Origin of the sequence: Streptomyces sp. NPDC085900 (assembly GCF_044540925.1) — a bacterium.
Lineage (GTDB): Bacteria > Actinomycetota > Actinomycetes > Streptomycetales > Streptomycetaceae > Streptomyces > Streptomyces gilvifuscus.
This window is the reverse complement of the sequence record NZ_JBITSP010000007.1, coordinates 417,048-441,047: the sequence shown is the minus strand read 5'-3', so window position 1 is coordinate 441,047 and position 24,000 is coordinate 417,048. Positions and strand designations below refer to the sequence as shown.

Annotated in this window: 26 protein-coding genes; 16 read left to right on the top strand and 10 right to left on the bottom strand. The window is 70.3% G+C overall.

Annotation, left to right across the window (positions count from 1 at the left end; translation table 11 throughout):
* The first annotated feature begins 254 nt into the window (after window positions 1–254).
* The 5 genes from ACIGDI_RS26020 (at window position 255) to ACIGDI_RS26000 (ending at window position 7,252) form a co-directional block, all read left to right on the top strand.
* Complete coding sequence (locus ACIGDI_RS26020; protein ID WP_399900978.1) at window positions 255–1,127, top strand: GntR family transcriptional regulator; 873 nt, start codon at window positions 255–257, stop codon at window positions 1,125–1,127.
* 400 nt (window positions 1,128–1,527) lie between these two features.
* Window positions 1,528–3,555, top strand: a complete 2,028-nt coding sequence (locus ACIGDI_RS26015) for a phosphotransferase (RefSeq protein ID WP_399901192.1) — start codon at window positions 1,528–1,530, stop codon at window positions 3,553–3,555.
* Between the two features lie 78 nt (window positions 3,556–3,633).
* Complete coding sequence (locus ACIGDI_RS26010; protein ID WP_399900975.1) at window positions 3,634–4,521, top strand: hypothetical protein; 888 nt, start codon at window positions 3,634–3,636, stop codon at window positions 4,519–4,521.
* Window positions 4,522–4,542: 21 nt separating this feature from the next.
* Complete coding sequence (locus tag ACIGDI_RS26005; protein ID WP_399900972.1) at window positions 4,543–5,148, top strand: TetR/AcrR family transcriptional regulator; 606 nt, start codon at window positions 4,543–4,545, stop codon at window positions 5,146–5,148.
* A gap of 67 nt (window positions 5,149–5,215) precedes the next feature.
* Window positions 5,216–7,252 (top strand): HelD family protein, encoded by a 2,037-nt coding sequence (locus ACIGDI_RS26000; protein WP_399900969.1) that lies wholly within the window; start codon window positions 5,216–5,218, stop codon window positions 7,250–7,252.
* Between the two features lie 35 nt (window positions 7,253–7,287).
* Here the strand turns inward: ACIGDI_RS26000 and ACIGDI_RS25995 are convergent, their stop codons facing one another.
* Window positions 7,288–8,136, bottom strand: a complete 849-nt coding sequence (locus tag ACIGDI_RS25995) for a nitroreductase/quinone reductase family protein (RefSeq protein WP_399900966.1) — start codon at window positions 8,134–8,136, stop codon at window positions 7,288–7,290.
* Window positions 8,137–8,314: 178 nt separating this feature from the next.
* On the opposite strand from ACIGDI_RS25995, the gene ACIGDI_RS25990 reads away from it, so the two are divergent.
* Together ACIGDI_RS25990 and ACIGDI_RS25985 are read left to right on the top strand one after the other, a co-directional pair.
* Entirely contained in the window at window positions 8,315–8,959 is a 645-nt protein-coding gene (locus ACIGDI_RS25990) for an RraA family protein (RefSeq protein WP_399900963.1), read from the top strand.
* A 52-nt stretch (window positions 8,960–9,011) separates the two neighbouring features.
* Complete coding sequence (locus tag ACIGDI_RS25985; protein WP_399900960.1) at window positions 9,012–9,509, top strand: HAD domain-containing protein; 498 nt, start codon at window positions 9,012–9,014, stop codon at window positions 9,507–9,509.
* A gap of 37 nt (window positions 9,510–9,546) precedes the next feature.
* On the opposite strand, the gene ACIGDI_RS25980 is transcribed toward ACIGDI_RS25985, so the two are convergent.
* The gene (locus ACIGDI_RS25980) at window positions 9,547–10,068 is read right to left on the bottom strand and encodes an AAA family ATPase (RefSeq protein ID WP_399900957.1); all 522 of its coding nucleotides are present in this window, start codon (window positions 10,066–10,068) and stop codon (window positions 9,547–9,549) included.
* 87 nt (window positions 10,069–10,155) lie between these two features.
* Between ACIGDI_RS25980 and ACIGDI_RS25975 the strand changes: the two genes are divergently transcribed.
* The 3 genes from ACIGDI_RS25975 (at window position 10,156) to ACIGDI_RS25965 (ending at window position 11,938) form a co-directional block, all read left to right on the top strand.
* Window positions 10,156–10,740 carry a helix-turn-helix domain-containing protein gene (locus ACIGDI_RS25975; protein WP_399900954.1) on the top strand — a complete coding sequence of 195 codons (585 nt, stop codon included), beginning with the start codon at window positions 10,156–10,158 and terminating at the stop codon, window positions 10,738–10,740.
* Window positions 10,741–10,799: 59 nt separating this feature from the next.
* Window positions 10,800–11,468 carry a hypothetical protein gene (locus tag ACIGDI_RS25970; RefSeq protein ID WP_399900951.1) on the top strand — a complete coding sequence of 223 codons (669 nt, stop codon included), beginning with the start codon at window positions 10,800–10,802 and terminating at the stop codon, window positions 11,466–11,468.
* A 131-nt stretch (window positions 11,469–11,599) separates the two neighbouring features.
* Complete coding sequence (locus ACIGDI_RS25965; protein WP_107416290.1) at window positions 11,600–11,938, top strand: DUF2516 family protein; 339 nt, start codon at window positions 11,600–11,602, stop codon at window positions 11,936–11,938.
* Between the two features lie 139 nt (window positions 11,939–12,077).
* Here ACIGDI_RS25965 and ACIGDI_RS25960 read toward each other — a convergent pair whose 3' ends face one another.
* The 3 genes from ACIGDI_RS25960 to ACIGDI_RS25950 form a co-directional block, all read right to left on the bottom strand.
* The gene (locus ACIGDI_RS25960) at window positions 12,078–13,382 is read right to left on the bottom strand and encodes a PP2C family protein-serine/threonine phosphatase (RefSeq protein ID WP_399900948.1); all 1,305 of its coding nucleotides are present in this window, start codon (window positions 13,380–13,382) and stop codon (window positions 12,078–12,080) included.
* A 249-nt stretch (window positions 13,383–13,631) separates the two neighbouring features.
* A complete protein-coding gene (locus ACIGDI_RS25955; RefSeq protein ID WP_399900945.1) occupies window positions 13,632–14,699 on the bottom strand; it encodes an NlpC/P60 family protein in 1,068 nt (355 codons plus the stop codon).
* A gap of 175 nt (window positions 14,700–14,874) precedes the next feature.
* The gene (locus tag ACIGDI_RS25950) at window positions 14,875–15,672 is read right to left on the bottom strand and encodes a class I SAM-dependent methyltransferase (protein WP_399900942.1); all 798 of its coding nucleotides are present in this window, start codon (window positions 15,670–15,672) and stop codon (window positions 14,875–14,877) included.
* Between the two features lie 314 nt (window positions 15,673–15,986).
* Between ACIGDI_RS25950 and mshA the strand changes: the two genes are divergently transcribed.
* Window positions 15,987–17,324 (top strand): D-inositol-3-phosphate glycosyltransferase, encoded by a 1,338-nt coding sequence (gene mshA / locus ACIGDI_RS25945; protein ID WP_399900939.1) that lies wholly within the window; start codon window positions 15,987–15,989, stop codon window positions 17,322–17,324.
* Window positions 17,317–17,826, top strand: a complete 510-nt coding sequence (locus ACIGDI_RS25940) for a YbjN domain-containing protein (RefSeq protein WP_399900936.1) — start codon at window positions 17,317–17,319, stop codon at window positions 17,824–17,826. Before mshA ends, ACIGDI_RS25940 begins: the two co-directional genes overlap by 8 nt.
* A gap of 28 nt (window positions 17,827–17,854) precedes the next feature.
* On the opposite strand, the gene ACIGDI_RS25935 is transcribed toward ACIGDI_RS25940, so the two are convergent.
* A complete protein-coding gene (locus ACIGDI_RS25935) occupies window positions 17,855–18,508 on the bottom strand; it encodes a methyltransferase domain-containing protein (protein ID WP_399900933.1) in 654 nt (217 codons plus the stop codon).
* Between the two features lie 9 nt (window positions 18,509–18,517).
* Window positions 18,518–19,339, bottom strand: a complete 822-nt coding sequence (locus ACIGDI_RS25930; RefSeq protein ID WP_399900930.1) for an AraC family transcriptional regulator — start codon at window positions 19,337–19,339, stop codon at window positions 18,518–18,520.
* 49 nt (window positions 19,340–19,388) lie between these two features.
* Here ACIGDI_RS25930 and ACIGDI_RS25925 point away from each other — a divergent pair, with 49 nt between their 5' ends.
* Both ACIGDI_RS25925 and ACIGDI_RS25920 read left to right on the top strand, forming a co-directional pair.
* On the top strand, window positions 19,389–19,814 hold the full coding sequence (locus ACIGDI_RS25925) for a DUF2000 family protein (protein ID WP_399900927.1): 426 nt from the start codon (window positions 19,389–19,391) through the stop codon (window positions 19,812–19,814).
* 357 nt (window positions 19,815–20,171) lie between these two features.
* A complete protein-coding gene (locus ACIGDI_RS25920) occupies window positions 20,172–20,396 on the top strand; it encodes a hypothetical protein (RefSeq protein ID WP_399900924.1) in 225 nt (74 codons plus the stop codon).
* An 86-nt stretch (window positions 20,397–20,482) separates the two neighbouring features.
* Here ACIGDI_RS25920 and ACIGDI_RS25915 read toward each other — a convergent pair whose 3' ends face one another.
* Complete coding sequence (locus tag ACIGDI_RS25915) at window positions 20,483–21,739, bottom strand: MDR family MFS transporter (protein WP_399900921.1); 1,257 nt, start codon at window positions 21,737–21,739, stop codon at window positions 20,483–20,485.
* Between the two features lie 151 nt (window positions 21,740–21,890).
* On the opposite strand from ACIGDI_RS25915, the gene ACIGDI_RS25910 reads away from it, so the two are divergent.
* Both ACIGDI_RS25910 and ACIGDI_RS25905 read left to right on the top strand, forming a co-directional pair.
* The gene (locus ACIGDI_RS25910; RefSeq protein ID WP_399900918.1) at window positions 21,891–22,652 is read left to right on the top strand and encodes a phosphoglyceromutase; all 762 of its coding nucleotides are present in this window, start codon (window positions 21,891–21,893) and stop codon (window positions 22,650–22,652) included.
* Window positions 22,653–22,763: 111 nt separating this feature from the next.
* On the top strand, window positions 22,764–23,171 hold the full coding sequence (locus ACIGDI_RS25905) for an NUDIX domain-containing protein (RefSeq protein ID WP_399900915.1): 408 nt from the start codon (window positions 22,764–22,766) through the stop codon (window positions 23,169–23,171).
* Between the two features lie 55 nt (window positions 23,172–23,226).
* On the opposite strand, the gene ACIGDI_RS25900 is transcribed toward ACIGDI_RS25905, so the two are convergent.
* Both ACIGDI_RS25900 and ACIGDI_RS25895 read right to left on the bottom strand, forming a co-directional pair.
* Window positions 23,227–23,451, bottom strand: a complete 225-nt coding sequence (locus ACIGDI_RS25900; RefSeq protein ID WP_383677346.1) for a hypothetical protein — start codon at window positions 23,449–23,451, stop codon at window positions 23,227–23,229.
* Between the two features lie 44 nt (window positions 23,452–23,495).
* Entirely contained in the window at window positions 23,496–23,918 is a 423-nt protein-coding gene (locus ACIGDI_RS25895) for a DUF6233 domain-containing protein (RefSeq protein ID WP_399900911.1), read from the bottom strand.
* Window positions 23,919–24,000: the final 82 nt, after the last annotated feature.

Genomic DNA, 24,000 nt, shown 5'->3' with positions numbered 1-24,000 from the left:
CGGCCCAACCGACTACTTGGAACAGTACGTCGAGGTCAAGGGTGCTTCCCAGAACATGGAGACCCACGGCTTCCACCCTCTCCTGCCACATGTGGCGGATCCGACAACTTGTCGGTGGCCTTGCCTGGTTGTCGGTTCTAGTCGGGCATGCCCGGGCAACTAGATCCAGAAACAGGCATGTTGGGGAGCCTGCCGGTCCACTTGCCTTCCGTAAGGTTGGTTTGCTTGTCGGTTGGAGGCGGAACGAAGAGGGTGTGACTGCCAAGCGAAGCGGAGACGGACAGGCCTTCCAGAAGGTGTCCGACAAGCTGCGGGAGCGGATCGCCGACGGCACCTATCCACTGGGTGCCCAACTCCCCTCCCAGGTACAGCTCGCGCGCGAGTTCCACGTCTCCCGCGACACCATCCACCGCGTGGTGCAGGAACTGGGCAACGAGGGGCTGATCGACAACCGGCAGGGAACGCAGGCCCGCGTCAAGAGGAACCAGCGCATCCACTCTCCGACGCCACGCGCCACCCGCTCGCGCCAGCAGATGACGCTGGGTCCGTTCATCAGCGAGGCCTTCGAGCGGCCAGAAGTCACCCTCGACGTCTACACGCTCACCTCGGAGTCACTGGAGACGCACATCAAGATGCAGGCTGAGCGGATCGTGGCGGGCGCCATCGCGCCCGAGCGGATCGCGCTGCGCATACTCCTGCCCGCCGACTACCTGAAACTGCCCTACCCTCAGGTCAAGGGCGACCCGGACAACCCACTGCTGCGGGAGCGGCTGAAGCGCATAGCCGCGCAGCACGAGGCGTCGCTGCGCCGGGTGCTCGGGAGCCTGAAGGCGGAGAAGCGGGTGTCGTCCGTGGAATTGGAAATCCGGCGCACGCCGCTGACGCCCATGTTCAAGTTCTACCTGATCAACGGGACCGAGGTGCTGCACGGGCTGTACGACTTCATCGAGCGCCCGGTCGTCATGGAGAACGGGGACGTGATCGATGCACTGGACGTCCTGGGCTACGGCGCCGCACTCACGCACCACCTGAGGGACTCCGACCCCACTTCGCCGGGCTCGATCTTCGTGCACGACATGCAGAAGTGGTTCGACTCGGTATGGGGCCTCCTTGCGGCACAAGGGTAAGTGTCACGCCGAGTGAGATGGGGACCGTCGGCATCAGACACACCCCTGACACGTTTCTGCGCTAGCATGCGCGCCATCTCCGGTGAACAACATCTCCGGTTCATGCGTACGGGATGGCAAAAAATCCGCCAGTCTCTGACGACCAGATGCAGAATTGTGGCAAATCACCCATTGTGTCCACATAAGTGTGTTATTGGTCGTCTCTTGTAAGGCGCTGCGGTCAGCGCTCTTGCCTTTTTGCTGTCTGCCGAGCCAGTACCGGGAGTGGTCATTGGATACGTTGTCTGTCCCTCCTCGTGTAGCCGAGATCTACAAGGCGTTTCTGGCGCGCGCCGGCAAACTGGGGCAGGCGAGCAATGGCTTTCACAATCAGAACTACGTTCTGCCGCTCACTCCGCCCATGGCACGGTTGCTGAATCGTGATCCCGGCGACTCCGTCACTGTGCGTATCCGGCGAGCCTCGGCGCTTCCTGTGGTGATCAGGACATGGCCGGACGAAGCGGAGATTCTTCGGGCCATCAGAGGTGTCCTGCCCGAGGTGCCGCAATGCCTGTTCCAAGGGGAAGGATTCGCGATCCACAGCTATGTGGAAGGCGTACCTCTTTCGAGTGTCTGCGGGAACGGTAAGCCAGTAGACACGCTGCTCATGAAGGCGCTGGCGCACCTCCTTGCGGAAATGACGCAGGTGCCGTGTGAGGCCATGCCGCCGCTGCCGTCGATCTGGCCCGGCGATCACACGGACAGCCAGGGATTCCTGCGAACCCTCGCGAAGATGGCCGACCGACAGATCAGGGAACCCAACTGGCCTGAGTTCGGCGACCTGTTCATCGCGCTCGGCATTCCCGAGGACGCGCTGCTCCGGTTCGCCGACCGGGTCCCGCCCTTGGCAGCGCGTCCCTACAGCCTGCTCCACGCGGATCTGCACCGCGACAACCTGATCATGTCGTACGACGGTGATAGACCCCTCATCTGCGTGGACTGGGAGTTGGCCACCTACGGGGACCCCCTGCACGACCTTGCGACCCATCTGGTCCGCATGCGGTACCCGGATCATCAAGCGGATGAGGTGGTCGACGCGTGGGCGGATGCCATGGAAAACGTCCGCCCTGCAGCCGTCACTGGAGTGATCAAGGACCTGCGCCACTACATCGCCTTCGAGCGGGCGCAGTCTGTCTACCCCGACGTGATGAGGGCGGCGCAGACCTTGAAGGGCCCGATCGACCAAAAGGGCCTGGATGCGGCGACCCAGGCGGTGCGGCGCGCCCTGGAGGCGGCGGCGGAGCCGCTGCGGCTGGGGAAGGTACCGGATGATCACCGGATCGAGCAGATCCTGTTCCGCTGGCGTGCACGCGCAGGTGGTGGGTTGAGCCTGTACACCACGGGTTCCGACTGGCACCGGGACGAGCGGGTTCTGGAGCGGGAAGACTTTCCTGAGCAGGCGGTGAATGACGCGCTGCGTGCCGAGAGCGAGGCTTCGGCCGGCAGGGTGTTCAAGGGGACGGCGCACATCAACACAGTGGTGAGAGTGCCGAACGTGGACTCCTGTGTTGTCGTAAGGCGTGTGGTGCCTGGTGTGCGAAGACGGGAGCGGGGCTTTCTCAGCGAGCACGCGGTTCTCGGCGCCATCGAGAAGTCCCGCGTCGAGGTGGCGGCCCCGAGGATCCTCGCTCTGGGCTGGAGCCACGACGGGGCTCGATTCGCCATCCATACCTATGTCGGTCCGCAGGAGATCCTCCGCTCGCCCAATCACCCGGTCAACGGCCTGCTCCCGCGTGAGGCCGACAAGCTGGTCGACCAGCTCTGCGCCCTGACGAAGGTCGACTACCTGCAGGTCGACCCGCTTGCGGGCCAGGGGCACTTCTACCGCTGGCTGAGCGAGAACCTGGTCGAACTCGTGCGGGGGCTGCCGAAGGAGTCCCAGCAACTGGCACGTGTGCTGGGGCTGCCCGACGCCGACGTGTTGAAGCAGATCCTCAGCCGACACACGGTCAGCCACCGGGCGCCGGCTCTGCTGCACGGCGATCTGAACCCCTGGAATCTCGTCCGCCGCGACGATGCGCTCGCGCTGACCATCATCGACTGGGAGATGGCTCTGGTCGGCGACCCCCTCTACGACCTGGTCCGGCATATGCACCTCACTCCCACCCGGCCGGAGATCCGCGACCGGATGTTCCGCCGCTGGGAGCGGCTGCTGCCGGTCCAGTACACGACCAACTGGCAACAGGACTGGCGTGTCTACCGATGGATCGAGAACGTGCGGTCGGCCTACGTCGACCTGGACCGCCTGGTGACGGGCTCTAGCCTCGACGCCCCGAACGTGCAGCGCGCCCTGAAGTCGTACGCCATGACCCTGGCCGTCGCCACCGCTTCACTCGGCCTGCGTGTCCGCCCGGCAGCGAACCCCTATCTTGCCCGCGCTCTGGCGTAGGGAGACCATGACACCACCACAGGCGAGCTCGTCCGGGGGATGTGCCCGCTGGGCGGCCGAGGGGTGGAGGGGTGGGGCATGGCCGAGCGGGGGAACGGGCAGGCCGAGGCCGGCGTGGGCCAACAGCTGAGGCGCTACCAGGAACGGCTCGAACCCGTGGTGACACGCGTTCTGCTGCTCGGGATTTTCGCCACAGGGCTTACGGCACAGTTCGTGAAACCGGTCGGTGATGCCCTGGAAGGCAAGGCCTATCTCGGCGGCGCACTCCTCAGCCTCGTCGGCTATGTGCTCTACGACCAGGTGAAGGAGCTGACCGCGTCGGTCAAGGTGCCGACGCGGAACCTTGTGGCCTCGAGCGAGTTAGGCAGTTTCGTAAGCGACGCCTTCGAGGCCCGGAAGGTGGACATCAGCTTCCTCGGCTACACGGGGGAGACGCTCTACCACACGCTGTACCACCGCTTGGAGAGCTTGTTCGACAATCCGGGATCGACTCGGAGGGTCACCGTCCGCATGTTGGTACCCGACTTCGCGCAGCCGATGATCGTGCCCGCCCGAGTCGGTGAGGGCACCAGCACCGTGGACGATCCCGACTTCCGCAAGCGGATGGAGCGGCGCTGCCGCGAGTACGACGGGATCCTGTCGGAGCTGGCTGACCGGCTCACCGCCACCACGCGTGTCTCCGTTCACTGCGAATATCGCCTCTACCCCGGCATACCCCGCGACAAGATCTGCATCTTCAACCGCGAACAGGTCCTGCACGGCCTCTACGACCTCTCCGCGAGGACGCGCCTGTTCCATACCGGCCCCGAGTACATCGACCCCAAGGGGTACCGCACGGACCTCAACGTATGGTCCCGCGAGGGCACCGCTGCCGCCGGCGAAGCCGTGGCCCAGTGGAACAAGCACTTCGACGACCTCTGGGCGCTCGCCACCGTGCCGCAATGGCGGCAGCGAACGACCGTCTGACGGAGCCGTAGGCTCACCTCCATGAGCGAGATGGGCCTGCGCGAGCGCAAGAAGCAGCGGATGTACGAGGTGGTTTCCGAGACCGCCATCCGCCTCTTCCTCGAGAAGGGCTTCGACGCCGTCTCCGTCGCCGAGGTCGCGGCCGCCGCAGAGGTCTCGAAGCCGACGCTGTTCCGGTACTTCCCGACCAAGGAAGACCTCGTCCTGTATCGGATCGCCGATCACGAGCAGGAGGCCGCCCGCATCGCCATCCAGGGCCCCACGCCGATCGCCGCCCTGCGCCGGCACTTCCGGGACGGCCTGGAGCGGGACGACCCCGTCACCGGGCTCAACGACCACCCCCAGGTGCTCGCCTTCCACTCCCTCCTCTACGGCACCCCCTCCCTCGTCGCCCGCGTGTACGCCTACCAGCAGCGTTCCGAGGACGCCCTCGCGCAGGCGCTGGGCGGTGGGCTGGAGGCGCGGCTGGCCGCGGGGCAGATCGTCGCCGTCCAGCGGATCCTCGCGCTGGACAACTGGCGCCGGATCGCCGCGGGGGAGCCGGTCGACGAGGTGCGGCCGGACGCCGTCGCCGCCGCCGAGCGGGCGTTCGAGATGCTCGCCGCCGGGCTGCCGCGGTTCGCCTAGTGTCGGCCCTAGGCGAGACACGGTAAAAAATTTAACTCGGTTACGTTTTATCGGTACCCTCGTCCCCATGACGTCAGCCGACCCCGCCGCCCTGACCGACTCCCTCGCCCACGAACGCGCCCACCACGACCGCTGTCGCGCCGCCCTCGCCGCCATGGTCGACGGTGCCCAGGAACAGGTCGTCGTCGGCGAGGACGTCTCCGCGTCCGGCGCGGACGCCGAAGTGCTCGGCTACCACCTGCGCAGCCAGGCGAAGCACATGCGCGAACTGCCCGAAGGGCCCCTGTTCTTCGGCCGGCTGGACCACGCCCAGGACGCGGGCGAGCACGCCGGGCAGAGCTACCACATCGGGCGGCTGCGGATCAGCGAGCGGCCGACGCTCCCACCCCTCGTCGTCGACTGGCGCGCACCCGTCTCCCGCGCCTTCTACCAGGCGAGCGCCCGCGATCCGCAGGGAGTGGCGAATCGCAGGCGGTTCGGCTGGGCGCCCGGCGGCAAGGGGGACTCGGCGGACCTGACCGGGTTCGAGGACGAGCACCTCGCACAGGGCGAGTCGCGCGTCAGCGACATCGTCGCCCGCGAGATCGAGCGCCCCCGCGTCGGCCCGATGCGGGACATCGCGGCGACCATCCAGCCCGAGCAGGACGATCTCGTACGAGGGGACCTGGGGCAGTCGGTGTGCGTGCAGGGCGCCCCGGGGACGGGGAAGACCGCCGTCGGACTGCACCGGGCCGCCTATCTCCTCTACACCCACCCGCAGCGCGTCCGGCGCGGCGGACTCCTCATCCTCGGTCCCAACCGCACCTTCCTGTCGTACATCTCCGAGGTGCTTCCCGCCCTCGGCGAGACCGGTGTGCGGCAGTCGACGCTCGAAGAAGAGATCGCCCGGCATCCCGTGAAGGCGGTCGACAGCGGCGCGGCGGCCGCCCTCAAGCACGACGCTCGGATGGCGGAGGTGCTGCGCCGGGCCCTGTACGCGCGCGTGTCGAACGTGGGCGTCGAGGCGGTCGAGATCCCGGACGGGTCGTACCGGTGGCGAGTGCCGGCCGGTGAACTCGTGCGGATCGTGGAGGGCGTGCGGGCCGAGGAACCGCCGTACGGGACCGGGCGGGAGCGGGTGCGCTCGCGGGTGGTGCGGGCCGTGCAGTTGCAGGCCGAGCGGCGGGCCGGGCCGCAGACCGGCGCGTGGGTGCAGAGGATCTCCCGGGCGCGGGCGATCACGACGTACGTGGACGCGGTGTGGCCCCGGGTGCGGCCGGAGGAGGTCGTCGCCCAACTGCTCTGCGATGCGGGCGCCTTGAGAACCGCCGCCGACGGACTGCTCGACGCCGACGAGCAGCGGGCGCTGCTGTGGGGCAAGCCGCCGAGGTCCTGGAAGTCGTCCCGCTGGTCCGCCGCCGATCTCGTCCTGTTGGACGAGGTCGCCGGACTCGTCGAGCACCCCGAGGGGTACGCGCACGTCGTCGTCGACGAGGCCCAGGACCTGTCCCCGATGGAGTGCCGGGCGATCGCGCGGCGTGTGCCCTTCGGGTCGCTGACGGTCCTCGGCGACCTCGCGCAGGGCACCACGCCCTGGGCCGCGCGGTCGTGGGAGACGAGCCTGCGTCACCTGGGCAAGCCGGAAGCGGCCGTGGTGCCGCTGACCACCGGGTTCCGGGTGCCGGCGGCCGTCGTCACGCTCGCCAACCGGCTGCTGGAACGGCTCGACGTCGACGTACCGCCGGGCCGGTCCCTGCGCGGGGACGGGGAGTTGCGGGTGCGGGCGGCGGCGGGGGAGGTGACGGCCGAGGTCGTGGACGCCGTACGGGACGCGCTGCGCGGTGAGGGGTCCGTCGGGGTCGTCGCCGCCGACGCGGACGTCGAGCGGGTGCGGGCCGCGCTGGAGGCGGGCGGGGTGTCGACGGCCGGGCCGGAGGAGCTGGGCGCCCGCGTGACCGTCGTACCGGCGAGCGTGGTCAAGGGACTCGAGTACGACCATGTCGTCGCCGTCGAACCGGCCGCGATCGCGGAGGCCGAGCCGCGCGGCCTGCACCGGCTGTACGTCGTCCTGACCCGGGCGGTGTCACGGCTGGAGGTGGTACACGGGCGGCCGCTGCCGTTCTAGCCCCTGTCGCGGGGACGGCCGCCCGTGCGCCAAGGTCAGTTGCCCGCGTCGAGCAGAGGCACCAACTCCGCCTCCTCGTACGTCAGATGGGCCTCCAGCTCCAGGGTCAGGCGCTCGACCTCGGCGCGTGCGGTCGCCGGGTCCGCGGTCTCGTCGGACACGACGCGGCGCAGGTCCGCCACGAGGACGGCGATCCGTTCGTGCTCCTCGCGCAGCCGCCGGAAGGCCGCGGCGGTCCCGGGATGACGGTCGGCGAGCAGCGGGAACATGACCGTGTCCTCGCCCGCGTGGTGGTTGTGCAGGCCCTGGCAGAAGGTCAGGCAGTTGACACGGAGCTGGGCGCCAAGGGTGCCGCCGCCCACTCCACTCGTCATCTCCTCGCGGATCAGAGCGAGTTCGCGGCGGAAGACGTCGTGGACGAGCCTGATCGCCTCGCCGGGGGAGGAGGCGTTGATGTCCGGGGGCCCGGGGCGGGCGATCTCGTGGAGGGCGACGACGGGGATGAGCCGGTCGGTCTTCCGCTGGTACGCCGCCCACCCCGCGTCGGCTTCCACCGCCCGCGCCCAGGCTTGCTCCCGCTTCTCGCCGTCCAGTACGACGGCGCGCGCCTGGTACCGGAACACGCCGCTGTCGACGTCCACTTGAGGGTGCGCGAGGAGGTTGATGTACCAGTCCGGGTGCCGGTCCGCGCCGCCGGCGGAGGCGATGACCAGGACCCGGCCGGCGCCGTCGGGGAGGTAGCCGACGGGGGTGGTGTGCGGGGTGCCGGTGCGGGCGCCGGTGGTGGTCAGCAGGAGGAGCCGGGCTTTCGCGAAGTACCCGGTCAGACGGCCTTTGTTGGCGCGGAACTCGTCGATGACCTGTTGGTTGAAGTCGTTGGGCATGGGGTGGGTGCTGCTTTCTCTGCGGCTGCGGCGGGAATCTCTGGAGGTTCCGAAGGCGGTGCAGAGAAGTCGGCGGGCTCCTGGCCCGCCGCGGCCTCACTCAGAGGCCGGGCACCCAACTCGCTCACGGCACAAGGCCGACCCGGCAGTCATGGGAAGGGACGGTAGCGTCGCGTTCATGACTGACGCCAGCGAATTCCCGTTCCGGTCCGTCCCCACCACCACCCTCGCCGACCTCCTCGGACGTCGGCAGGTCATGGACATCGGAATCCGCCCGCTGTGGGGGCCCGTCGGGCGGGTGGCCGGCCCGGCCTTCACCGTGCGCTGCCCTCCGGGGGACAACCTCATGCTCCACGCGGCCATCCACCGGGCGGCCGCGGGATCGGTAGTCGTCGTGGAGTCGGGGGACACCGACTGGGCGCTCGCGGGCGGCAACGTGTGCGCCGTCGCCCAGCGGCGCGGCATCGCGGGCTTCGTCCTGGACGGGCTGATCCGTGACCTCGGCGAGGTGCGGGAGGCCCGGTTCCCGGTCTTCGCCCGGGGCGTCATCCCGATCCCGGGCGCCAAGGCCGCCGCGACGCCCCTGAACGAGCCGGTGACCTGCGGGGGCGTACGCGTCGCGGCCGGTGACATCGTGGTGGCCGACGAGGAGGGCGTGGTCGTCGTCCCCGCAGCCGACAGCGACGAGATCCTGACCGCAGCCCGCACCAAACTCGCCAAGGAGGCCGCCCAACCACTGGAGGCATGGGAGACGGCACACCGGGCCCGAATCGACAAGATCCTCGCGGAGCAGGGGTTCGAGGACGGGACGAACCCGGCGTAGGAAATCCACCACCTCCTGTGCTCGGCCTCCGCGGTGGCCGATGCTGTCCCTGATGCTGCTCTTCCTCGACATCGACGGGACGTTGCTGCCTTTCGGGGCGCCGGCGCCCTACCCGTCGTACACCTCGCGCTTCAGTCCGCCCGACGCCGCCGCAGCCGCGCATCCGCTGCTGGACCGTGTCGACCCCGGGCTAGGCGCCCGGCTGGCGTCGCTCGACTGTGAGCTGGTGTGGGCCACGACCTGGCTGGACGACGCGAACACCTGCGTCGCCCCCTGGCTCGGGCTGCCGCCGCTGCCGGTGGTCGACTGGCCGGACGCCGATGACGCACCGGCCCGGCTGCACTGGAAGACCCGTCCCCTGGTGGCCTGGGCGGCCGGCCGCCCCTTCGTCTGGCTCGACGACGAACTCACCGCCGCCGACCGCGCCTGGGTGGCCGCCCACCACCCGGCTCGGGCGCTGCTGCACCGCATCGACCACCGGTACGGCGTGACGGACGACGACCTCGCCGTGGTGCGGGAGTGGCTGGGCGGGTCGACGGCGCACCCGTGAAGCGCGCGGGGGCCGTGGTGACACCGGCACCGCCGGCTCACCTCTCCACGGCCCCGGCGATCCGCAGGGCGGCCTCCTCGGGAGTGAGGTGCGTGGTGTCGACGACCTCGGCCTCGGCGTGCAGCCAGGTGCGGGCCGCCTCGGCGTAGGGCTCCAGGTACCGGAGGCGGAACGGGGAGGGGCCCATCACCGTGTCGCCCTCGATGCGGCCGCGGAGCGTCTCCTGGTCGGCGTGGAGGACGAAGTGCCGTACGGGGATGGCGTGTTCGGCGAGTCCGGTGCTGATCTCGCGCCAGTACCGCTCGACCAGGACGGTCATGGGCATCACCAGGGTGCCGCCGGCGTAGTCGAGCACCCGGCGGGCGGTCTCGACCACGAGCGGCCGCCACGGCGGCCAGTGCTGGAAGTTGTCCGTCTCGGGCAGCCCCGGCCTGATGTCCATGAGCGTCTCGCCGACCTTCTCGGCATCGAACACGCGCGACCCCGGTAGCAGCCGCTGCACCAGGGCACTCGTCGTCGTCTTGCCCACACCGTGAGTGCCGTTGATCCACACGATCATGGCCCCACGCTAGCCCGCCCGAGTGGTTCAGCGCACTATTGCAAGCAGCTGCTTGCAATAGTTAGCGCAAGGGTGCACAGTGGAGTCATGGCATCGCTCAACGTCGGCAATCTCGGTGAGTACCTGCGCGAGCAGCGGCGCAACGCGCAGCTGTCGCTCAGGCAGCTCGCCGACGCCGCCGGGGTGTCCAATCCGTACCTGAGCCAGATCGAGCGCGGGCTGCGCAAGCCGAGCGCGGAGGTGCTGCAGCAGGTCGCCAAGGCCCTGCGGATCTCCGCCGAGACGCTGTACGTCCGCGCCGGCATCCTCGACGCCGAGCGGGACCGGGACGAGGTGGAGACGCGCGCCGTCATACTCGCCGATCCCACGCTCAACGAGCGGCAGAAGCAGGTGCTGCTCCAGATCTACGAGTCGTTCCGCAAGGAGAACGGCTTCGGGACCGACGCGGCCGGCGACGAAGATGACGCGGCCCGGACCAACGCCGCGGTCGTCGAGGCCGTCCGGTCCGGCGACGGCACGGTGGACACCGAGGGCGACGACACAGTCGTACGCCGCAGCCGGAAGGCACCCGAGACCCGCGCGGCCGGCGGACGCAAGAACGCCGCGCGCCGCACCCGCACGTCCGACGGCAGCGACGCCGAACCGCACGACCCGCAGCAGCCTGCCGGCTGAGCAGAACTGCCACGGGATTCAAAACCCTCAGCTGAAAGCGACCGGGAAGGACCATCGTCATGGCCATCACCGACGACCTCAAGAAGACCCTCAGCAACCCGACGCCGCTCTACTTCGCCGCCGGTACCGCGGACCTCGCCTTCCAGCAGGCCAAGAAGGTGCCCGCGCTCGTCGAGCAGCTGCGCACCGAAGCCCCGGCCCGTATCGAGGCCGTGCGCAACACCGACACCAAGGCCGTGCAGGAGAAGGCGCAGGCCAGGGCCAAGGAGGCGCAGGCCCGCGTCAAGGAGACGCAGGAGTCCCTCCAGGCCAAGGTCAACGAGTTCATCACCAACCTCGACGGTGACTTCAAGAAGCTCGGCGCCACCCTCGACGCCGACCTGAAGAAGTTCGGCGAGACCGCCCAGGACATCGCCCTGCGCGGCGTCGGCGTCGCCGCCGAGTACGCCGTCAAGGCCCGGGAGACCTACGAGAAGGTCGCGGAGCACGGCGAGCAGGCCGTGAAGACCTGGCGCGGCGAGGCCGCCGAGGGCATCGAGTCCGTGGCCGAGGGGGTCGAGGAGCTCGCCGTCGCCGTCGAGCCCAACGCCGAGCCCGTCGAGGTCAAGGACGTGCCCACGCCGGCCACGGCCGGCGACGTCTCCACCCCGGCCAAGAAGCCCGTCGCCAAGAAGGCGCCGGCGCCCCGCAAGACCACCGCGAAGAAGACCACGCCGCCCGCCAAGTGACACGAACGGGTGAACGAGGACGGGCCGGGCACTCCAGGGGTGCTCGGCCCGTTGTTCGGGTAGCGGGAGTCCGGCACCGGGTACGGTGACCGCGTAAGGACGAGCCGAGTCGGGTGGTGGACGTTGTGCTGATGCAGGGCTTCGCAGGGTTCCTGGGGCTGCTCTATCTGGCCATGGTGATCCTCGCCGTGGTCGCGCTGGTGATGGCCGCGCTCTTCCGCGACGACGCCTACCGGGCGGCCGACAAGCAGAACAAGGGCTTCTGGCTGATCATCCTCGGCATCGCGGTGGCGGTGAATCTGCTGGTGCCGATGCTCTTCCTGCAGCTCGCGGGCCTGGTGGCCTCGATCGTCTTCTTCGTGGACGTCCGCCCCGCCCTCAAGCAGGTCTCGGGCGGCGGATTCGGCCGCCGCCGGGGCGGAGGCAGCAGCAGCGACGGCCCCTACGGCCCGTACAACGGCGGCCGCTGACCCGGACGAGCCCGCGTGAGGGCCGAGGCTCCCCGCCGAGGCCCTCCACCCGGGCCCCCGAGACCGCGAGGCCCTCTACCAAGCCCCCCGGGGCCTCAGCCCACCCGGTCCGGGGCTTCAGCCCACTCGGCCCCAGGCCTCAGCCCACCCGGTCCAGCAACAGCACCGCGACGTCGTCCGTCAGCTCGCCGCCGTTGAGGTCGCGCACCTCGTTCACCGCGGCCCGCAGCAGTTCCTCCCCGCCGAGCCCCTCGCCCAGCAGCCGCCGGACCATCTCCACCATGCCGTCCTGCCCGAGCCGCTCCAGGCCCTCCCCGACCCGGCCCTCGATCAGGCCGTCGGTGTAGAGCATCAGACTCCACTGCGGACCCAGCTCGACCTGCATCCGCGGCCACCGGGCCCCGGGCAGCAGCCCCAGAGCGGGTCCGTTGTTGTCGTACGGCAGCAGCTTCGCGGGCCGGCCGGGCCGCGCGACCAGCGGCGAGGGATGACCGGCCAGGCAGAGCCCGGCCCGCCGCCCGTCCGGCGCGATGTCGACGGTGCACAGGGTCGCGAAGATCTCGTCGTCCGCCCGCTCGTGCTCCAGCACCTGCTGCAGGGTCCCCAGCAGCTCGTCCCCGCACAGTCCCGCCAGGGTCAGCGCGCGCCAGGCGATCCGCAGCTCCACGCCGAGCGCGGCCTCGTCCGGGCCGTGCCCGCACACGTCGCCGATCATGGCGTGCACGGTCCCGTCGGGCGTGCGGACGACGTCGTAGAAGTCACCGCCGAGCAGTGCGCGCGACCGTCCCGGCCGATACCGCGCGGCGAAGCGCAGCTGGGAGCCCTCCAGCAGGGGAGTGGGCAGCAGGCCCCGCTCCAGACGCCGGTTCTCCTGCGCCCGCAGCCGCCCCTCGGCGAGCCGTCGCTCAGCCGTGTCGGAACGTTTCCTCTCAACGGCGTACCGGATGGCCCGGCTCAGCAGCCGCGCGTCCAGTTCGTCCCGGAAGAGATAGTCCTGGGCGCCCACCCGCACCGCCTCGGCGCCGCGCTCGGCGTCGCCGGACGCGGTGAGCGCGAGGACGGCGTGCCGGGGGGCGAGCTGCAGCACGTGCCTGAGCACGGCGAGCTCGTCCTCCTCGGCGCCGCGCCCGGGGGCGGGCAGGGCGAGGTCGAGCAGGATGCAGTGCACGTCGTCGGTGAGCAGCCGCGCGGCCTCGGTGAGGTTGCGGGCGGTGCGCACCCGGACGGGGGTGCCGGCCGAGTCCCGCAGTTCGGGCACGACCGTGGAGCCGCCCGGATCGTCCTCGATCAGCAGCAGCGTCAGAGGTGCGGTGGCGGCGTGGTTGTCGACCTTGGCTTCCTTGCTCGGGGACGGGTCCTTGGAGGTGCCGCCTGGGTGCGCGGCCGGCGCCTGACCACTCTCCGCGGCCGGGAACGCTCGCTGCCGCGGTATGGGTACGGGCATCGTCTTGAGTTCCTTCCCTCCCCCCGAGGGCGCGGTGGACGAGGGACCTCGAACCACCGACGGGGACCATAGCGGTAGTCGGCGGGCGAGCGGAATGGTGTGGGCCACGTCGCCGGCACACCGGCCGCTGTCATATGCCGCGATCCGTACCGCAGTTGGACAGGTCGGCCCATCAGGGGGAATGACGAAGGTCACGTCGCCTGGTGTTTCAACGGCGCCTGAGGTGCCGTGCGTCACGTGGCGCCGGTCTCACGCGTCCGGCCGTACCACCCCGAGGATCGGCATGGATCCGGCGCCCGCGATCGTCACGGTCCGCCCGGGCCGCGGGGCGTGCACGATCGCGCCGTCACCGATGTACATGGCGACATGACTGGCGTCGTCGAAGTAGATGATGAGGTCCCCGGGCCGCATGTCCTTGATGTCGACGTGCTTGAGCTGCTTCCACTGCTCCTGCGACGTACGGGGGATGGGGCGGCCGGCGTTCAGCCAGGCCTGGGAGGTCAGCCCCGAGCAGTCGTACGACTTCGGTCCCTCGGCGCCCCACACGTACGGCTTGCCGATCTGGTCGGTGGCGAATTTGACGGCCTTCTTGCCCTCTTCGGACGCTTTGCCGTTGATGTCGTGGAGGATCCCGGAGTCGAGCCAGGCGGTCTGCGCCTTGTAGGCGGCCTCCTGCTCCAGCTTCGCGAGCCGCTCCTTCTCCTCCTTCTGCAACTGCCCCTGGAGTTCCTCGGCCTGCGCGATCTGCTTCTTGATCTTCTTCCGGGCCGCGTCCTTCGCCTTGCGGTTGGCCTCCAGCTTCTTCCACTGCGCGGAGGCGTCCGCCGCGTACTGCTGCAAGTCCTGCTGGGTGCGGGTCATTTCGGCGATGAGCCCCTTGGTGGCCCGCTGCCCCTCCAGCACCCTGCCCGCACCGTCGAGGAACTCCTGCGGATCGTCGCTGAGCAGCAACTTCGCTTCGTCGGGCAGTCCGCCCCCGCGATACTGCGCGGCGGCAGCGGCCCCCGCCCGCTTCTTCAGCTCGTCCAGCCGCTGCTGACTCTTGACGATCTTCTTGGCCAGATCGACGATCGCCGCGGACTGTGTCTTCGCCTGTTCCTCGGCCGCGTTGTAGGAGTCCGTGGCCACGGCGGCGTCGTGATAGAGCCGGTCGAGCTTGGCCTGGACGGCCTCAAGCTCCTTGTTGGAGGCGGGAGTCGCCGACGCGCTCGGCGTGGGCGTCGGGCTCGCGAACGCCGTCCCCGGCGCCGCCAGTACGGTGACCGCGCAGACCACGGTCACGGCAGTCGCGAACAGACCGCGCTTGCCCGCACGCATAGCGCTCCCCCAACCTGATTTACCGTCAGTAACTTACGGACGCTCGGGGGATCGTGCCATGGTCAGGCGCAAAACGACAGAGTCCGTCGCACCCGAAACTTCCCCCCTCCGCCTCCCCCTATGACGATCTCCCCGCCTTTGTGACGAACGCCGCACCACATCCGTTCCCCGCAGGTCACAGCCCCGAAGGCGCCAAAGCCCCCCACTCCACGGTCACTTCACCCTGCCGCCACCGCCCGGGCCCGTCCACCACGGGCCAGTCGACCGCCAGATTCCGCACGGCCCGCATCCAACGCTGCCGCGCGCCATAAGAGGCATAGGGCGCGGCGGCGGCCCAGGCCCGGTCGAAATCACGCAAGAACGAATAAACGGCCTCACCCGAAACGTTCCGGTGAATCAGAACCTTGGGAAGCCGTTCCGCGAGATCGGACGGCCGTTCCAACGACCCCAGCCGTGCCGCGAAGGTGACCGTGCGAGGCCCCTCCAGCCCGAGTGCGACCCACACATGCCGACGCCCGATCTCGTCACAGGTCCCCTCCACGAGCAGCCCGTCCGGCGCCAGCCGCCCGCACAGCCGCTCCCACACCCCGGGAACCTCGCCCTCCTCGTACTGCCGCAGCACGTTCGCGGCACGGATCAGCACCGGCCGCCCCTCGACGGGAATCTCGAACCCGCCGTGCACGAAGACGAGCCCCTCCCGCTCGTACTCCTTCGCCGCGGCGACCCTGGCGGGCTCGATCTCGACACCGACGACGCGCACACGGGGAGCCACGCCACGCAAACGCTCCAGCAACTCCACGGCGGTCCAAGGGGCAGCCCCGTACCCCAGATCGATCGCAACAGGTTCCACACCACGCCGCAGCGCCGGCCCCTGCACCGCCGCGATCCACCGATCCATCCGACGCAGCCGATTGGGATTGGTGGTCCCACGCGTCACGTTCCCCACAGGACGACGAATGGCACGAGCGGTCATGCCAAGAGGGTAGGCGCCCACCACCGCGCCCCGCGCAACGGCGAGCAGGGGCCGTGCCGGGGGTGCCCGCCCGCAGCGTCGGGCGTCCATCACCGTCCACATCCCACCCAACAGCACCGCCCGACCGAGGACGGACACCCCCCGGCACGGCCCCGACCCACAACGAACCCGGCGCACCACCACGCACCGACCCACCACGCACCCCCGAACCCTCCACGCACCCCACCTCCGAACAGTTGAGCGACAACCGGTAATGCTTCGGCAAAAACCCCACCCCCCGGAATGGGAACGCCTCCCTCCGCTGTTCACCCAGGTTGAAGGCCATAGCCCGGCATGCCCGCAGCAAGGAGGAACGCCAAGTGAGCCGACTGAGGCTCCACCGCCGCCCCCGCCGCGTAGCGATGCTCTCCGTGCACACCTCCCCGCTCCACCAGCCCGGCACAGGCGACGCGGGCGGCATGAACGTCTACATCGTCGAGCTGGCCCAGCGGCTCGCCGCGATCAACATCGAAGTAGAGATCTTCACGCGCGCCACCACGGCGACCCTGCCCCCCACGGTGGAGCTGTCCCCGGGCATCCTGGTCCGCCACGTGGATGCCGGCCCCTACGAGGGCCTGGCCAAGGAGGACCTCCCCGCCCAGCTCTGCGCCTTCACGCACGGCGTCATGCAGGCCTGGGCCGGCCACCGCCCGGGCTACTACGACCTGGTGCACTCCCACTACTGGCTCTCCGGCCACGTCGGCTGGCTCGCGGCCCAGCGCTGGGGCGTCCCCCTGGTCCACGCCATGCACACCATGGCCAAGGTCAAGAATGCCAACCTCGCCGACGGCGACACCCCCGAACCCGCCGCCCGCGTGATCGGCGAGACGCAGATCGTCAACGCGGCGGACCGCCTGATCGCCAACACCTCCGAAGAGGCGGACGAACTCGTACGCCACTACGACGCCGCCCCCGCCAAGGTCGCAGTGGTCCACCCCGGCGTCAACCTCGACCGCTTCCGTCCCGCGGACGGCCGAGCGGCGGCCCGCGCCCGCCTGGACCTCCCGCAGGACGCCCTGGTCCCCCTCTTCGCCGGCCGCATCCAGCCCCTCAAGGCGCCGGACATCCTCCTGCGCGCGGTGGCGGCGCTGCTCGACGACCGCCCCGACCTGCGCTCCCGGATGGTCGTCCCGATCGTCGGCGGCCCCAGCGGCAGCGGCCTCGCCAAGCCGGAGGGCCTGCAGAAGCTCGCCGCCCGCCTAGGCATCGCGGACGTGGTCCGCTTCCGGCCGCCCGTCGACCAGGACCAGCTGGCCGACTGGTTCCGGGCAGCGTCCCTCCTCGTTATGCCGTCGTACAGCGAGTCCTTCGGCCTGGTGGCGATAGAGGCACAGGCGGCGGGCACCCCCGTACTGGCCGCGGCGGTCGGCGGACTGCCGGTGGCCGTGCGCGACACGGAGACCGGCTTCCTCGTACGGGGCCACAACCCCGCCGACTACGCGCGCGTGCTCAGCGCCTTCGCCGACGACCCCGCGCTCACCCCCCGCATGGGCGCCGCGGCCGCCCGCCACGCCCAGTCCTTCGGCTGGGACACCGCGGCCGCCGCAACGGCGGACGTCTACACGGCCGCGATGCAGTCGCACCGCCGTCGCGTACGCTCCCACCATGGCTGACGGAGAGAAGGCGACACAGGCGGCCCAGATCGTCGAGACGGTCCTGAAGGACGCCGAACTGGAGTGGGAGAGCCCGGCCCCCGGCAACTACGTCGTACAACTCCCGGGCACCCGCAAGCTCAAGACGACGGTCTCCCTCCTGCTCGGCCGCCACTCCCTCTCGCTCAACGCCTTCGTCATCCGCCACCCCGACGAGAACGAACCCGCGTTCCACCGCTGGCTCCTGGAACGCAACCTCAAGCTCTACGGCGTCAGTTACGCCGTCGACCACCTCGGCGACGTCTACGTCACGGCCAAGCTCCCGCTGTCCTGCGTCACGCCCGACGAGATCGACCGCCTCCTCGGCCAGGTCCTCGAGGCGGCGGACGGCAGCTTCAACACCCTTCTGGAACTGGGCTTCGCGACGGCCATCCGCAGGGAGTACGACTGGCGCGTCTCCCGCGGCGAGTCCACCCGAAACCTGGACGCCTTCACCCACCTGACCGAGCGCCCCACAGACTGAATCAACTCTCGGACGCGCGCCGACTGAATCAACCCTTGGACGCTCGCCGCAGCACGTCGTACCCGACGAAGGTGAACATGCGCTGCCCAGCGGGCAGTTCACCGGGTACCCCGCCGTACCGATGCGCCCCGACGGCCTGCACCCGCTCCGGCTCCGACACCCACAACCGCTCGAAGCCGCGCTCCTCCAGCCAGGCGCACACCTGAGGGACGAGGTCAGGGGCCTTGCGGTTGCGGGTCCACACCACAGTGCCGCCGGTCCGGCACAGCCGCGTGCAGTGGTCGAGGACGCGCTCGACGTCGGCGTCCGTCAGATTGCCGAGGACCCCGCACAGCAGCACCAGGTCGGCGGGTGCCAGGTCCCGGTAGTGGTCCGTGCAGGAGGCGTCCCCGGCGACGACCTCGATCCCAGGGAGGCCGGCGGCCCGCGCCGCGTGCCGGGCCGCCTCGACGTTCCGCTCTTCCAGCTCGACCAGCCGTGCCCGTACATCGTCCCGGCGCAGGTGTCCGTCGAGCGCGCCGATCAGGTCATGCCCCTGACCGGCGCAGACACTGAGCACGGTGACCGGTCCTCGCGGCGCGTCGTCGAGGGCGTCACGGATGCGGTCCTGCACCGTAGCCAGGCGCCGGACGAGCGGGGAGTCCGCTCGGTCGTACGTGTCGTGCCACGTGTGCCAGTCCATGCCGGGACCCTATGACCCGGAGCGATCTCCCCGCCGTCCCTTTTTCGTCGCGTACCGCCCCGGCGTCACCCCCACCAGTTTGCGGAAGTGTCGGGTGAGGTGGGACTGGTCGAAGAAGCCGGTGGTCGCGGCGACCTCGCCCGGGGGCAGGCCGTCGAGCAGGAGGCGGCGGGCGCGGTCGACGCGCCGGGAGTTGAGGTACTGGTGCGGGGCGATGCCGTAGGCGGTGGAGAAGGCCCGTACGAGATGGGCGGGGTGGGCGTGGAGCAGGGCGGCGGCGTCGTCCAGGGTGAGCCCGGCGACGACGTGCTCGTCGAGGAGTTCGCGCAGCCCGCGGGCGAGGGCGGGGTCGGGGCGGGGGTCGTTCGTCAGCAGGCGGGGCCGCAGGTGGGAGCGCAGTCGCTCACCGATGAACGTCAGCCGGCTCTCCGCCTCCAGCTCGTCGCCGGGGTGCGCCAGGGCGCCGTGCAACTGGCCGACGCGGAGGCGCAGCTCCGGGTCGCGCAGGTCCGGCCGGTCGACGGCGGGGCCGATCAGTCCGTCGGGCAGATGGGTGGCGTCGAGGTACAGGACGCGTTTGCGGAAGCCGTGCGGGGTGGCGGGGGAGCCGTTGTGCGGGACGTGCGGCGGGAGCAGGGTGACCGTGTCGTGCGGGGTGCCGTGCTCGTGCCGGTCGAGGTCGTACCGTACGGCCCCGTCGTCCACGATCAGCAGCGTCCACGCGTCGTGGACGTGCATCGGGTAGGCGTACTCGGTGAAGTGCGCGTGGAAGACCTCCACGACGCCCGGCACGGTCGGGCGCCAGGCGGAGACTTCCTGCCGGGTGGCCATGCAAAGAACGTACAAGACGAGGTCGCGGGGCGGTCGGCAGTCTCGTTCCATGAGCAGCGAACCCATCCGTTTCGACACCAAGATCGCCGTCCTGCTGCGCGAGGACCTGGAGCCCTGGCAGCGTCTGAACGTCACCGCCTTCCTGGTCAGCGGCCTGGGCACCCAGGTGCCGGAAGTGGTCGGCGAGCCCTACGAGGACGCGGACGGCGTCCACTACCTGCCGATGTTCCGCCAGCCCGTGATGATCTTCGAGGGGACGAAGGAGACGCTGACCGCGGCCCACGCGCGCGTGCTGTCCCGGGCGCTCCCGCGCGCGCTCTTCACCTCCGACCTCTTCGCCACGGGCAACGACCGTGACAACCGGGCGGCGGTACGGGCCGTGGGGACCGGGGACCTGGACCTGGTGGGGCTGGCGGTGTACGGCCCGAAGAACGCGGTGGACAAGGTGGTGAAGGGCGCCCGGATGCACCCGTGACGGCTTCTGACGCCGTACGACCGGACCACGACCGGACCACGACCGAATCTGCACAACCAGCGCGCAACCACACGCCACCCGGGTTCGGTTCGGACGGAGTTGTCCGTTTCGGTACGGCCACCGCAACGACTGTCGCCCCCCTGGCCGGGCGCGCCTGTAGAGAACCCGGCACCAACTGGTGTGCACACGCACACGGTTCGGCCGCCCATGCGCCCAACTGCCCTGCTGCCAGCGGGTACGGACTGGATGCCCGGCACCCGGCGTGGTTTGATCCTGCGCACCGCGGCATGCCCGTCTGTACCCCCAGCGGGGCCGCCTCCCCCCATGTGGACCATCCATGCGAAGGGCAGTTTCCCCATGAACTCCGCTCCCCAGGTGCAGACCCTCGAGATCTCCGACGCCGAGCTCGACAACGTCTCCGGCGGCCTGAGCCCCCAGGCCGACGTCACCGTCGGCTCCACGACGCTCGGCACCGCGGCCGTGCTGTCCGAGGTCGACTCGGTCAAGGCGACCGCCCTCGGCGTCGCCGGCGGCACCCTCGGCGCGCTTCCCCACCACGTCGGCGTGAACGTCTGCCTCTGACGGACGCGAGCGTCGGCATCCGGCGTACACCCGCAGCAGCGAGCCCCCTACCGGCGGAGAAGGCGGTAGGGGGCTCGTCGCGTCGGTCAGCCGGCGGCGACCTCGGCCCTGACGGACACGGGCCGCTCCGCCGCCGGTCCCTCCTCCGGCATGCGCCGCATCAGCACGCCGTATCCCACCGCGGCCAGCGTGCCGACGGCCGCGCACAGCCCCCACAGCCATCCGGCGCCGAGGTGGTCGATGACGAAGCCGGACATCAGGGGGGCGACGAGCGCGGCGAGCGACCAGGACAGGGTGTAGACGCCCTGGTAGCGGCCGCGGCCGTGGACGGGGGAGAGGCGTACGACCAGGCCCGTCTGGGTCGGCGCGTTGATCATCTCGCCGAGCGTCCACACGCACACGGTCAGGGCGAAGACGCCGACCGACCCGGCGAAGGCGGTGAGCCCGAAGCCGTAGCCGGCGAGGACGGACGAGACGACGAGCAGCCGCCGGGGGTCCCGGTCGGCGATGAAGCGCGTCAACGGGATCTGCAGCGCGACGATCAGGATGCCGTTGACGGCGATCGCGAGCCCGTAGTCGGCGGGCGTGAACCCGGCCGTGCCCATCGCGACCGGCAGGCCGACCGAGCCCTGCTGGAAGACGAGGGCGACGAGGAAGGACAGACCGACGACGCCCATGTACCGCCCGTCGCGCAGCACGGTCCCGAGACCGATCCCGTCCTCCGCCTCCCGCTGCTTCTCCGTCCGCTCGGGCCGCGACTCGGGCAGCTTCAGGAACACGACGACCGCGCAGACGGCGGTCATGCCCGCCTCGATCAGGAAGCCGGCGCGGTAGCTGAACTCGGCGATGAATCCGGCGGCCATGGAGGAGATCGCGAAGCCGAGGTTGATGGCCCAGTAGTTGAGCGAGAAGGCCCGTACCCGGTCCTCGGGGCGGACGATGTCGGCCATCATCGCCTGCACGGCCGGCCGGGAGGCGTTGGAGGCCATGCCGACGAGGAAGGCGACCGCGGCGATCGCGACGGGGTCGTGCACGAAGCCGAGCAGCGCCACGCAGGCCGCGGTGGAGGACTGCGCGATCAGCAGCGTGGGCCGCCTGCCCAGCCGGTCGGCCATCACCCCGCCGCCCAGCGACGAGACGACACCGCCGAGCCCGTGCAGCGACGCGACGAGACCGGCGTAGGAGGCGGAGTAGCCGCGGTCGAGCGTCAGGTAGAGCGCCATGAAGGTCGCGACGAAGGCGCCGAGCCGGTTGACGAGGGTGCTCGTCCACAGCCACCAGAACTCGCGGGGGAGTCCGGAGACGGTCTCCCGGGCGGCACGTCTCAGACTGGCGACGGACATGGCGGATCCCCCACAGATGTAAGCGGCTCAGGCGGCAGAGACAACTTACGAAGATGGGCTCACGTGAGCCACTCAATTAACAGATGCCGTCAACTGTCCGGCCTTCGGGCAGCCACGCGACCGGGCGAATGCGTGGATTACGCTCTGACCCATGGCCGACGCACCGTACAAGCTGATCCTCCTCCGCCACGGCGAGAGCGAGTGGAACGCGAAGAACCTGTTCACCGGCTGGGTGGACGTCAATCTGAACGAGAAGGGCGAGAAGGAGGCAGTCCGCGGTGGCGAGCTCCTGAAGGACGCCGACCTTCTCCCCGACGTGGTCCACACGTCCCTCCAGAAGCGCGCGATCCGCACGGCGCAGCTCGCCCTCGAGGCCGCCGACCGCCACTGGATCCCGGTCCAGCGCAGCTGGCGCCTGAACGAGCGCCACTACGGCGCCCTCCAGGGCAAGGACAAGGCGCAGACCCTCGCGGAGTTCGGCGAGGAGCAGTTCATGCTGTGGCGCCGTTCCTACGACACCCCGCCGCCGCCGCTCGAGGACGGCGCGGAGTGGTCCCAGGCCGGCGACCCGCGCTACGCGACGATCCCGCCGGAGCTGCGCCCCCGCACGGAGTGCCTGAAGGACGTCGTCATCCGCATGCTGCCGTACTGGTACGACGGCATCGTCCCCGACCTCCTGGCCGGCCGCACGGTCCTGGTCGCCGCCCACGGCAACAGCCTGCGCGCCCTGGTCAAGCACCTGGACGGCATCTCGGACGCCGACATCGCGGGCCTGAACATCCCGACGGGCATCCCCCTGTACTACGAGCTCGACGCCGACTTCAAGCCGGTCACCAAGGGCGGCAAGTACCTCGACCCGGAGGCGGCCGCGGCAGCGATCGAGGCGGTCAAGAACCAGGGCAAGAAGAAGTAACCCCCGCACGATCAAGGCCCCTTCCCGCGGTTCGTCCGCGGGAAGGGGCCGTGTCGCTGTCCCGCAAACGCGGGTGAGCACCTCCCCCCGAAGCCGCTACGGTCCCAGGTCATGGCGGAAGAAGGCCGTGTGCCCGAGAAGGTGGCGTGGGTTCTGGTTCGGGGTGCGCGGGTGCTGGTGACGCGTAGTCACGGCAGGGATCGCTTCTACTTCCCGGGTGGTCACCGTGAGCCGGGCGAGTCCGACGGCGAGACCCTGGTGCGGGAGATCGACGAGGAGCTGCGGGCGGTGATCGACCCCGACTCCATGGTGCACGTCGGCACGTTCGAGATCGGCGAGGGCCATCCTGAGCACGGCCCCTTCCGGATGATCTGTTACACCGCCGATCACCGCGGTGAGCTCACTCCGTCGCGGGAGATCGCCGAGAAGGCATGGTTCACCTACGCCGACAGGGACCGGGTCTCGGCCGTCGACGCGATGGTCTTCGACGCGCTTCACACGGCCGGGCTGCTTTCCTGATCCCGGGACGGGGTCCTGTGGCACGGCGGAGCGGGCCGGGCGCCTCGCCTCGTTCTCAGGCGCCGCTCTCCGGCCCCCACCGCTCCGGTCCCACCCCGCGCCAGTCGATCCAGGGTGAGTCCGCCACCTCTGAGGGGTCGATCTCCAGGCCGGCGCGGCGGAGGAACTCGGCGACGTCGACGACGTTGTGGGCGAGGCCGAGGATCTCGCCGTCCACGCGTACGCGTCGTCCGCCCGTGGGGGAGGGCGGGTGCACGATCACGCGTATCGGTCCGGTCATGCCCTCAGGATCGTCCGGGACATACGGTCCCGCATTCCGGTGCGTCATTCGAGGACTCCCAGCTCGGTGTCCGGACGGCAGAAGGTGCACGCTGCGATGTCGGGTTCGGTGAGGGCGGCGCGGGCCTCGTGGCCCCGGACAGGGTGCGCCGGACCGTCGATCATGGTGCAGTCGTCCGTGTGGATCATGGCCGGCTCGGGTCCGTCCGGGGTGCGTTTCCGCTGGACGACGAAGCCGGTGGACCGCTGTCCACCGCGACCGGGCGCGACCGGGCGCCGCTGTCCCGGCGGTTCGGTGCCGGATCCCCGGGCCGGCCGCCGCCCTGCCTCGGCCCGGGCGAGCGCCTCGCGCACCGCGTCCCGCTGGAGCCGCAGGTAGACCCCGACGGCCTGGTTGTCGGCGATCCGCTGCTCGAGGAAGGCCAGGATCGCCCGCAGCCGTGGCGCATCAGGAGGCAGCGCGGACACGGCCCGCACCCTCGCCGCCCGCGATCGAGCCGCTCACCTCACGTCCCGCCCGGCCGTCCCGGGCCGACGGGGGACGGCGTTC

Excerpts from the sequence above, each read along its gene's own strand:
- ACIGDI_RS26015 (WP_399901192.1), top strand. The coding sequence starts at position 1,528 with ATGGCACGGTTGCTGAATCGTGATCCCGGCGACTCCGTCACTGTGCGT.
- ACIGDI_RS26010 (WP_399900975.1), top strand. The coding sequence starts at position 3,634 with ATGGCCGAGCGGGGGAACGGGCAGGCCGAGGCCGGCGTGGGCCAACAG.
- ACIGDI_RS26005 (WP_399900972.1), top strand. The coding sequence starts at position 4,543 with ATGAGCGAGATGGGCCTGCGCGAGCGCAAGAAGCAGCGGATGTACGAG.
- ACIGDI_RS26000 (WP_399900969.1), top strand. The coding sequence starts at position 5,216 with ATGACGTCAGCCGACCCCGCCGCCCTGACCGACTCCCTCGCCCACGAA.
- ACIGDI_RS25995 (WP_399900966.1), bottom strand. The coding sequence starts at position 8,136 with ATGCCCAACGACTTCAACCAACAGGTCATCGACGAGTTCCGCGCCAAC.
- ACIGDI_RS25990 (WP_399900963.1), top strand. The coding sequence starts at position 8,315 with ATGACTGACGCCAGCGAATTCCCGTTCCGGTCCGTCCCCACCACCACC.
- ACIGDI_RS25985 (WP_399900960.1), top strand. The coding sequence starts at position 9,012 with ATGCTGCTCTTCCTCGACATCGACGGGACGTTGCTGCCTTTCGGGGCG.
- ACIGDI_RS25980 (WP_399900957.1), bottom strand. The coding sequence starts at position 10,068 with ATGATCGTGTGGATCAACGGCACTCACGGTGTGGGCAAGACGACGACG.
- ACIGDI_RS25975 (WP_399900954.1), top strand. The coding sequence starts at position 10,156 with ATGGCATCGCTCAACGTCGGCAATCTCGGTGAGTACCTGCGCGAGCAG.
- ACIGDI_RS25970 (WP_399900951.1), top strand. The coding sequence starts at position 10,800 with ATGGCCATCACCGACGACCTCAAGAAGACCCTCAGCAACCCGACGCCG.
- ACIGDI_RS25965 (WP_107416290.1), top strand. The coding sequence starts at position 11,600 with ATGCAGGGCTTCGCAGGGTTCCTGGGGCTGCTCTATCTGGCCATGGTG.
- ACIGDI_RS25960 (WP_399900948.1), bottom strand. The coding sequence starts at position 13,382 with ATGCCCGTACCCATACCGCGGCAGCGAGCGTTCCCGGCCGCGGAGAGT.
- ACIGDI_RS25955 (WP_399900945.1), bottom strand. The coding sequence starts at position 14,699 with ATGCGTGCGGGCAAGCGCGGTCTGTTCGCGACTGCCGTGACCGTGGTC.
- ACIGDI_RS25950 (WP_399900942.1), bottom strand. The coding sequence starts at position 15,672 with ATGACCGCTCGTGCCATTCGTCGTCCTGTGGGGAACGTGACGCGTGGG.
- ACIGDI_RS25940 (WP_399900936.1), top strand. The coding sequence starts at position 17,317 with ATGGCTGACGGAGAGAAGGCGACACAGGCGGCCCAGATCGTCGAGACG.
- ACIGDI_RS25935 (WP_399900933.1), bottom strand. The coding sequence starts at position 18,508 with ATGGACTGGCACACGTGGCACGACACGTACGACCGAGCGGACTCCCCG.
- ACIGDI_RS25930 (WP_399900930.1), bottom strand. The coding sequence starts at position 19,339 with ATGGCCACCCGGCAGGAAGTCTCCGCCTGGCGCCCGACCGTGCCGGGC.
- ACIGDI_RS25925 (WP_399900927.1), top strand. The coding sequence starts at position 19,389 with ATGAGCAGCGAACCCATCCGTTTCGACACCAAGATCGCCGTCCTGCTG.
- ACIGDI_RS25920 (WP_399900924.1), top strand. The coding sequence starts at position 20,172 with ATGAACTCCGCTCCCCAGGTGCAGACCCTCGAGATCTCCGACGCCGAG.
- ACIGDI_RS25915 (WP_399900921.1), bottom strand. The coding sequence starts at position 21,739 with ATGTCCGTCGCCAGTCTGAGACGTGCCGCCCGGGAGACCGTCTCCGGA.
- ACIGDI_RS25910 (WP_399900918.1), top strand. The coding sequence starts at position 21,891 with ATGGCCGACGCACCGTACAAGCTGATCCTCCTCCGCCACGGCGAGAGC.
- ACIGDI_RS25905 (WP_399900915.1), top strand. The coding sequence starts at position 22,764 with ATGGCGGAAGAAGGCCGTGTGCCCGAGAAGGTGGCGTGGGTTCTGGTT.
- ACIGDI_RS25900 (WP_383677346.1), bottom strand. The coding sequence starts at position 23,451 with ATGACCGGACCGATACGCGTGATCGTGCACCCGCCCTCCCCCACGGGC.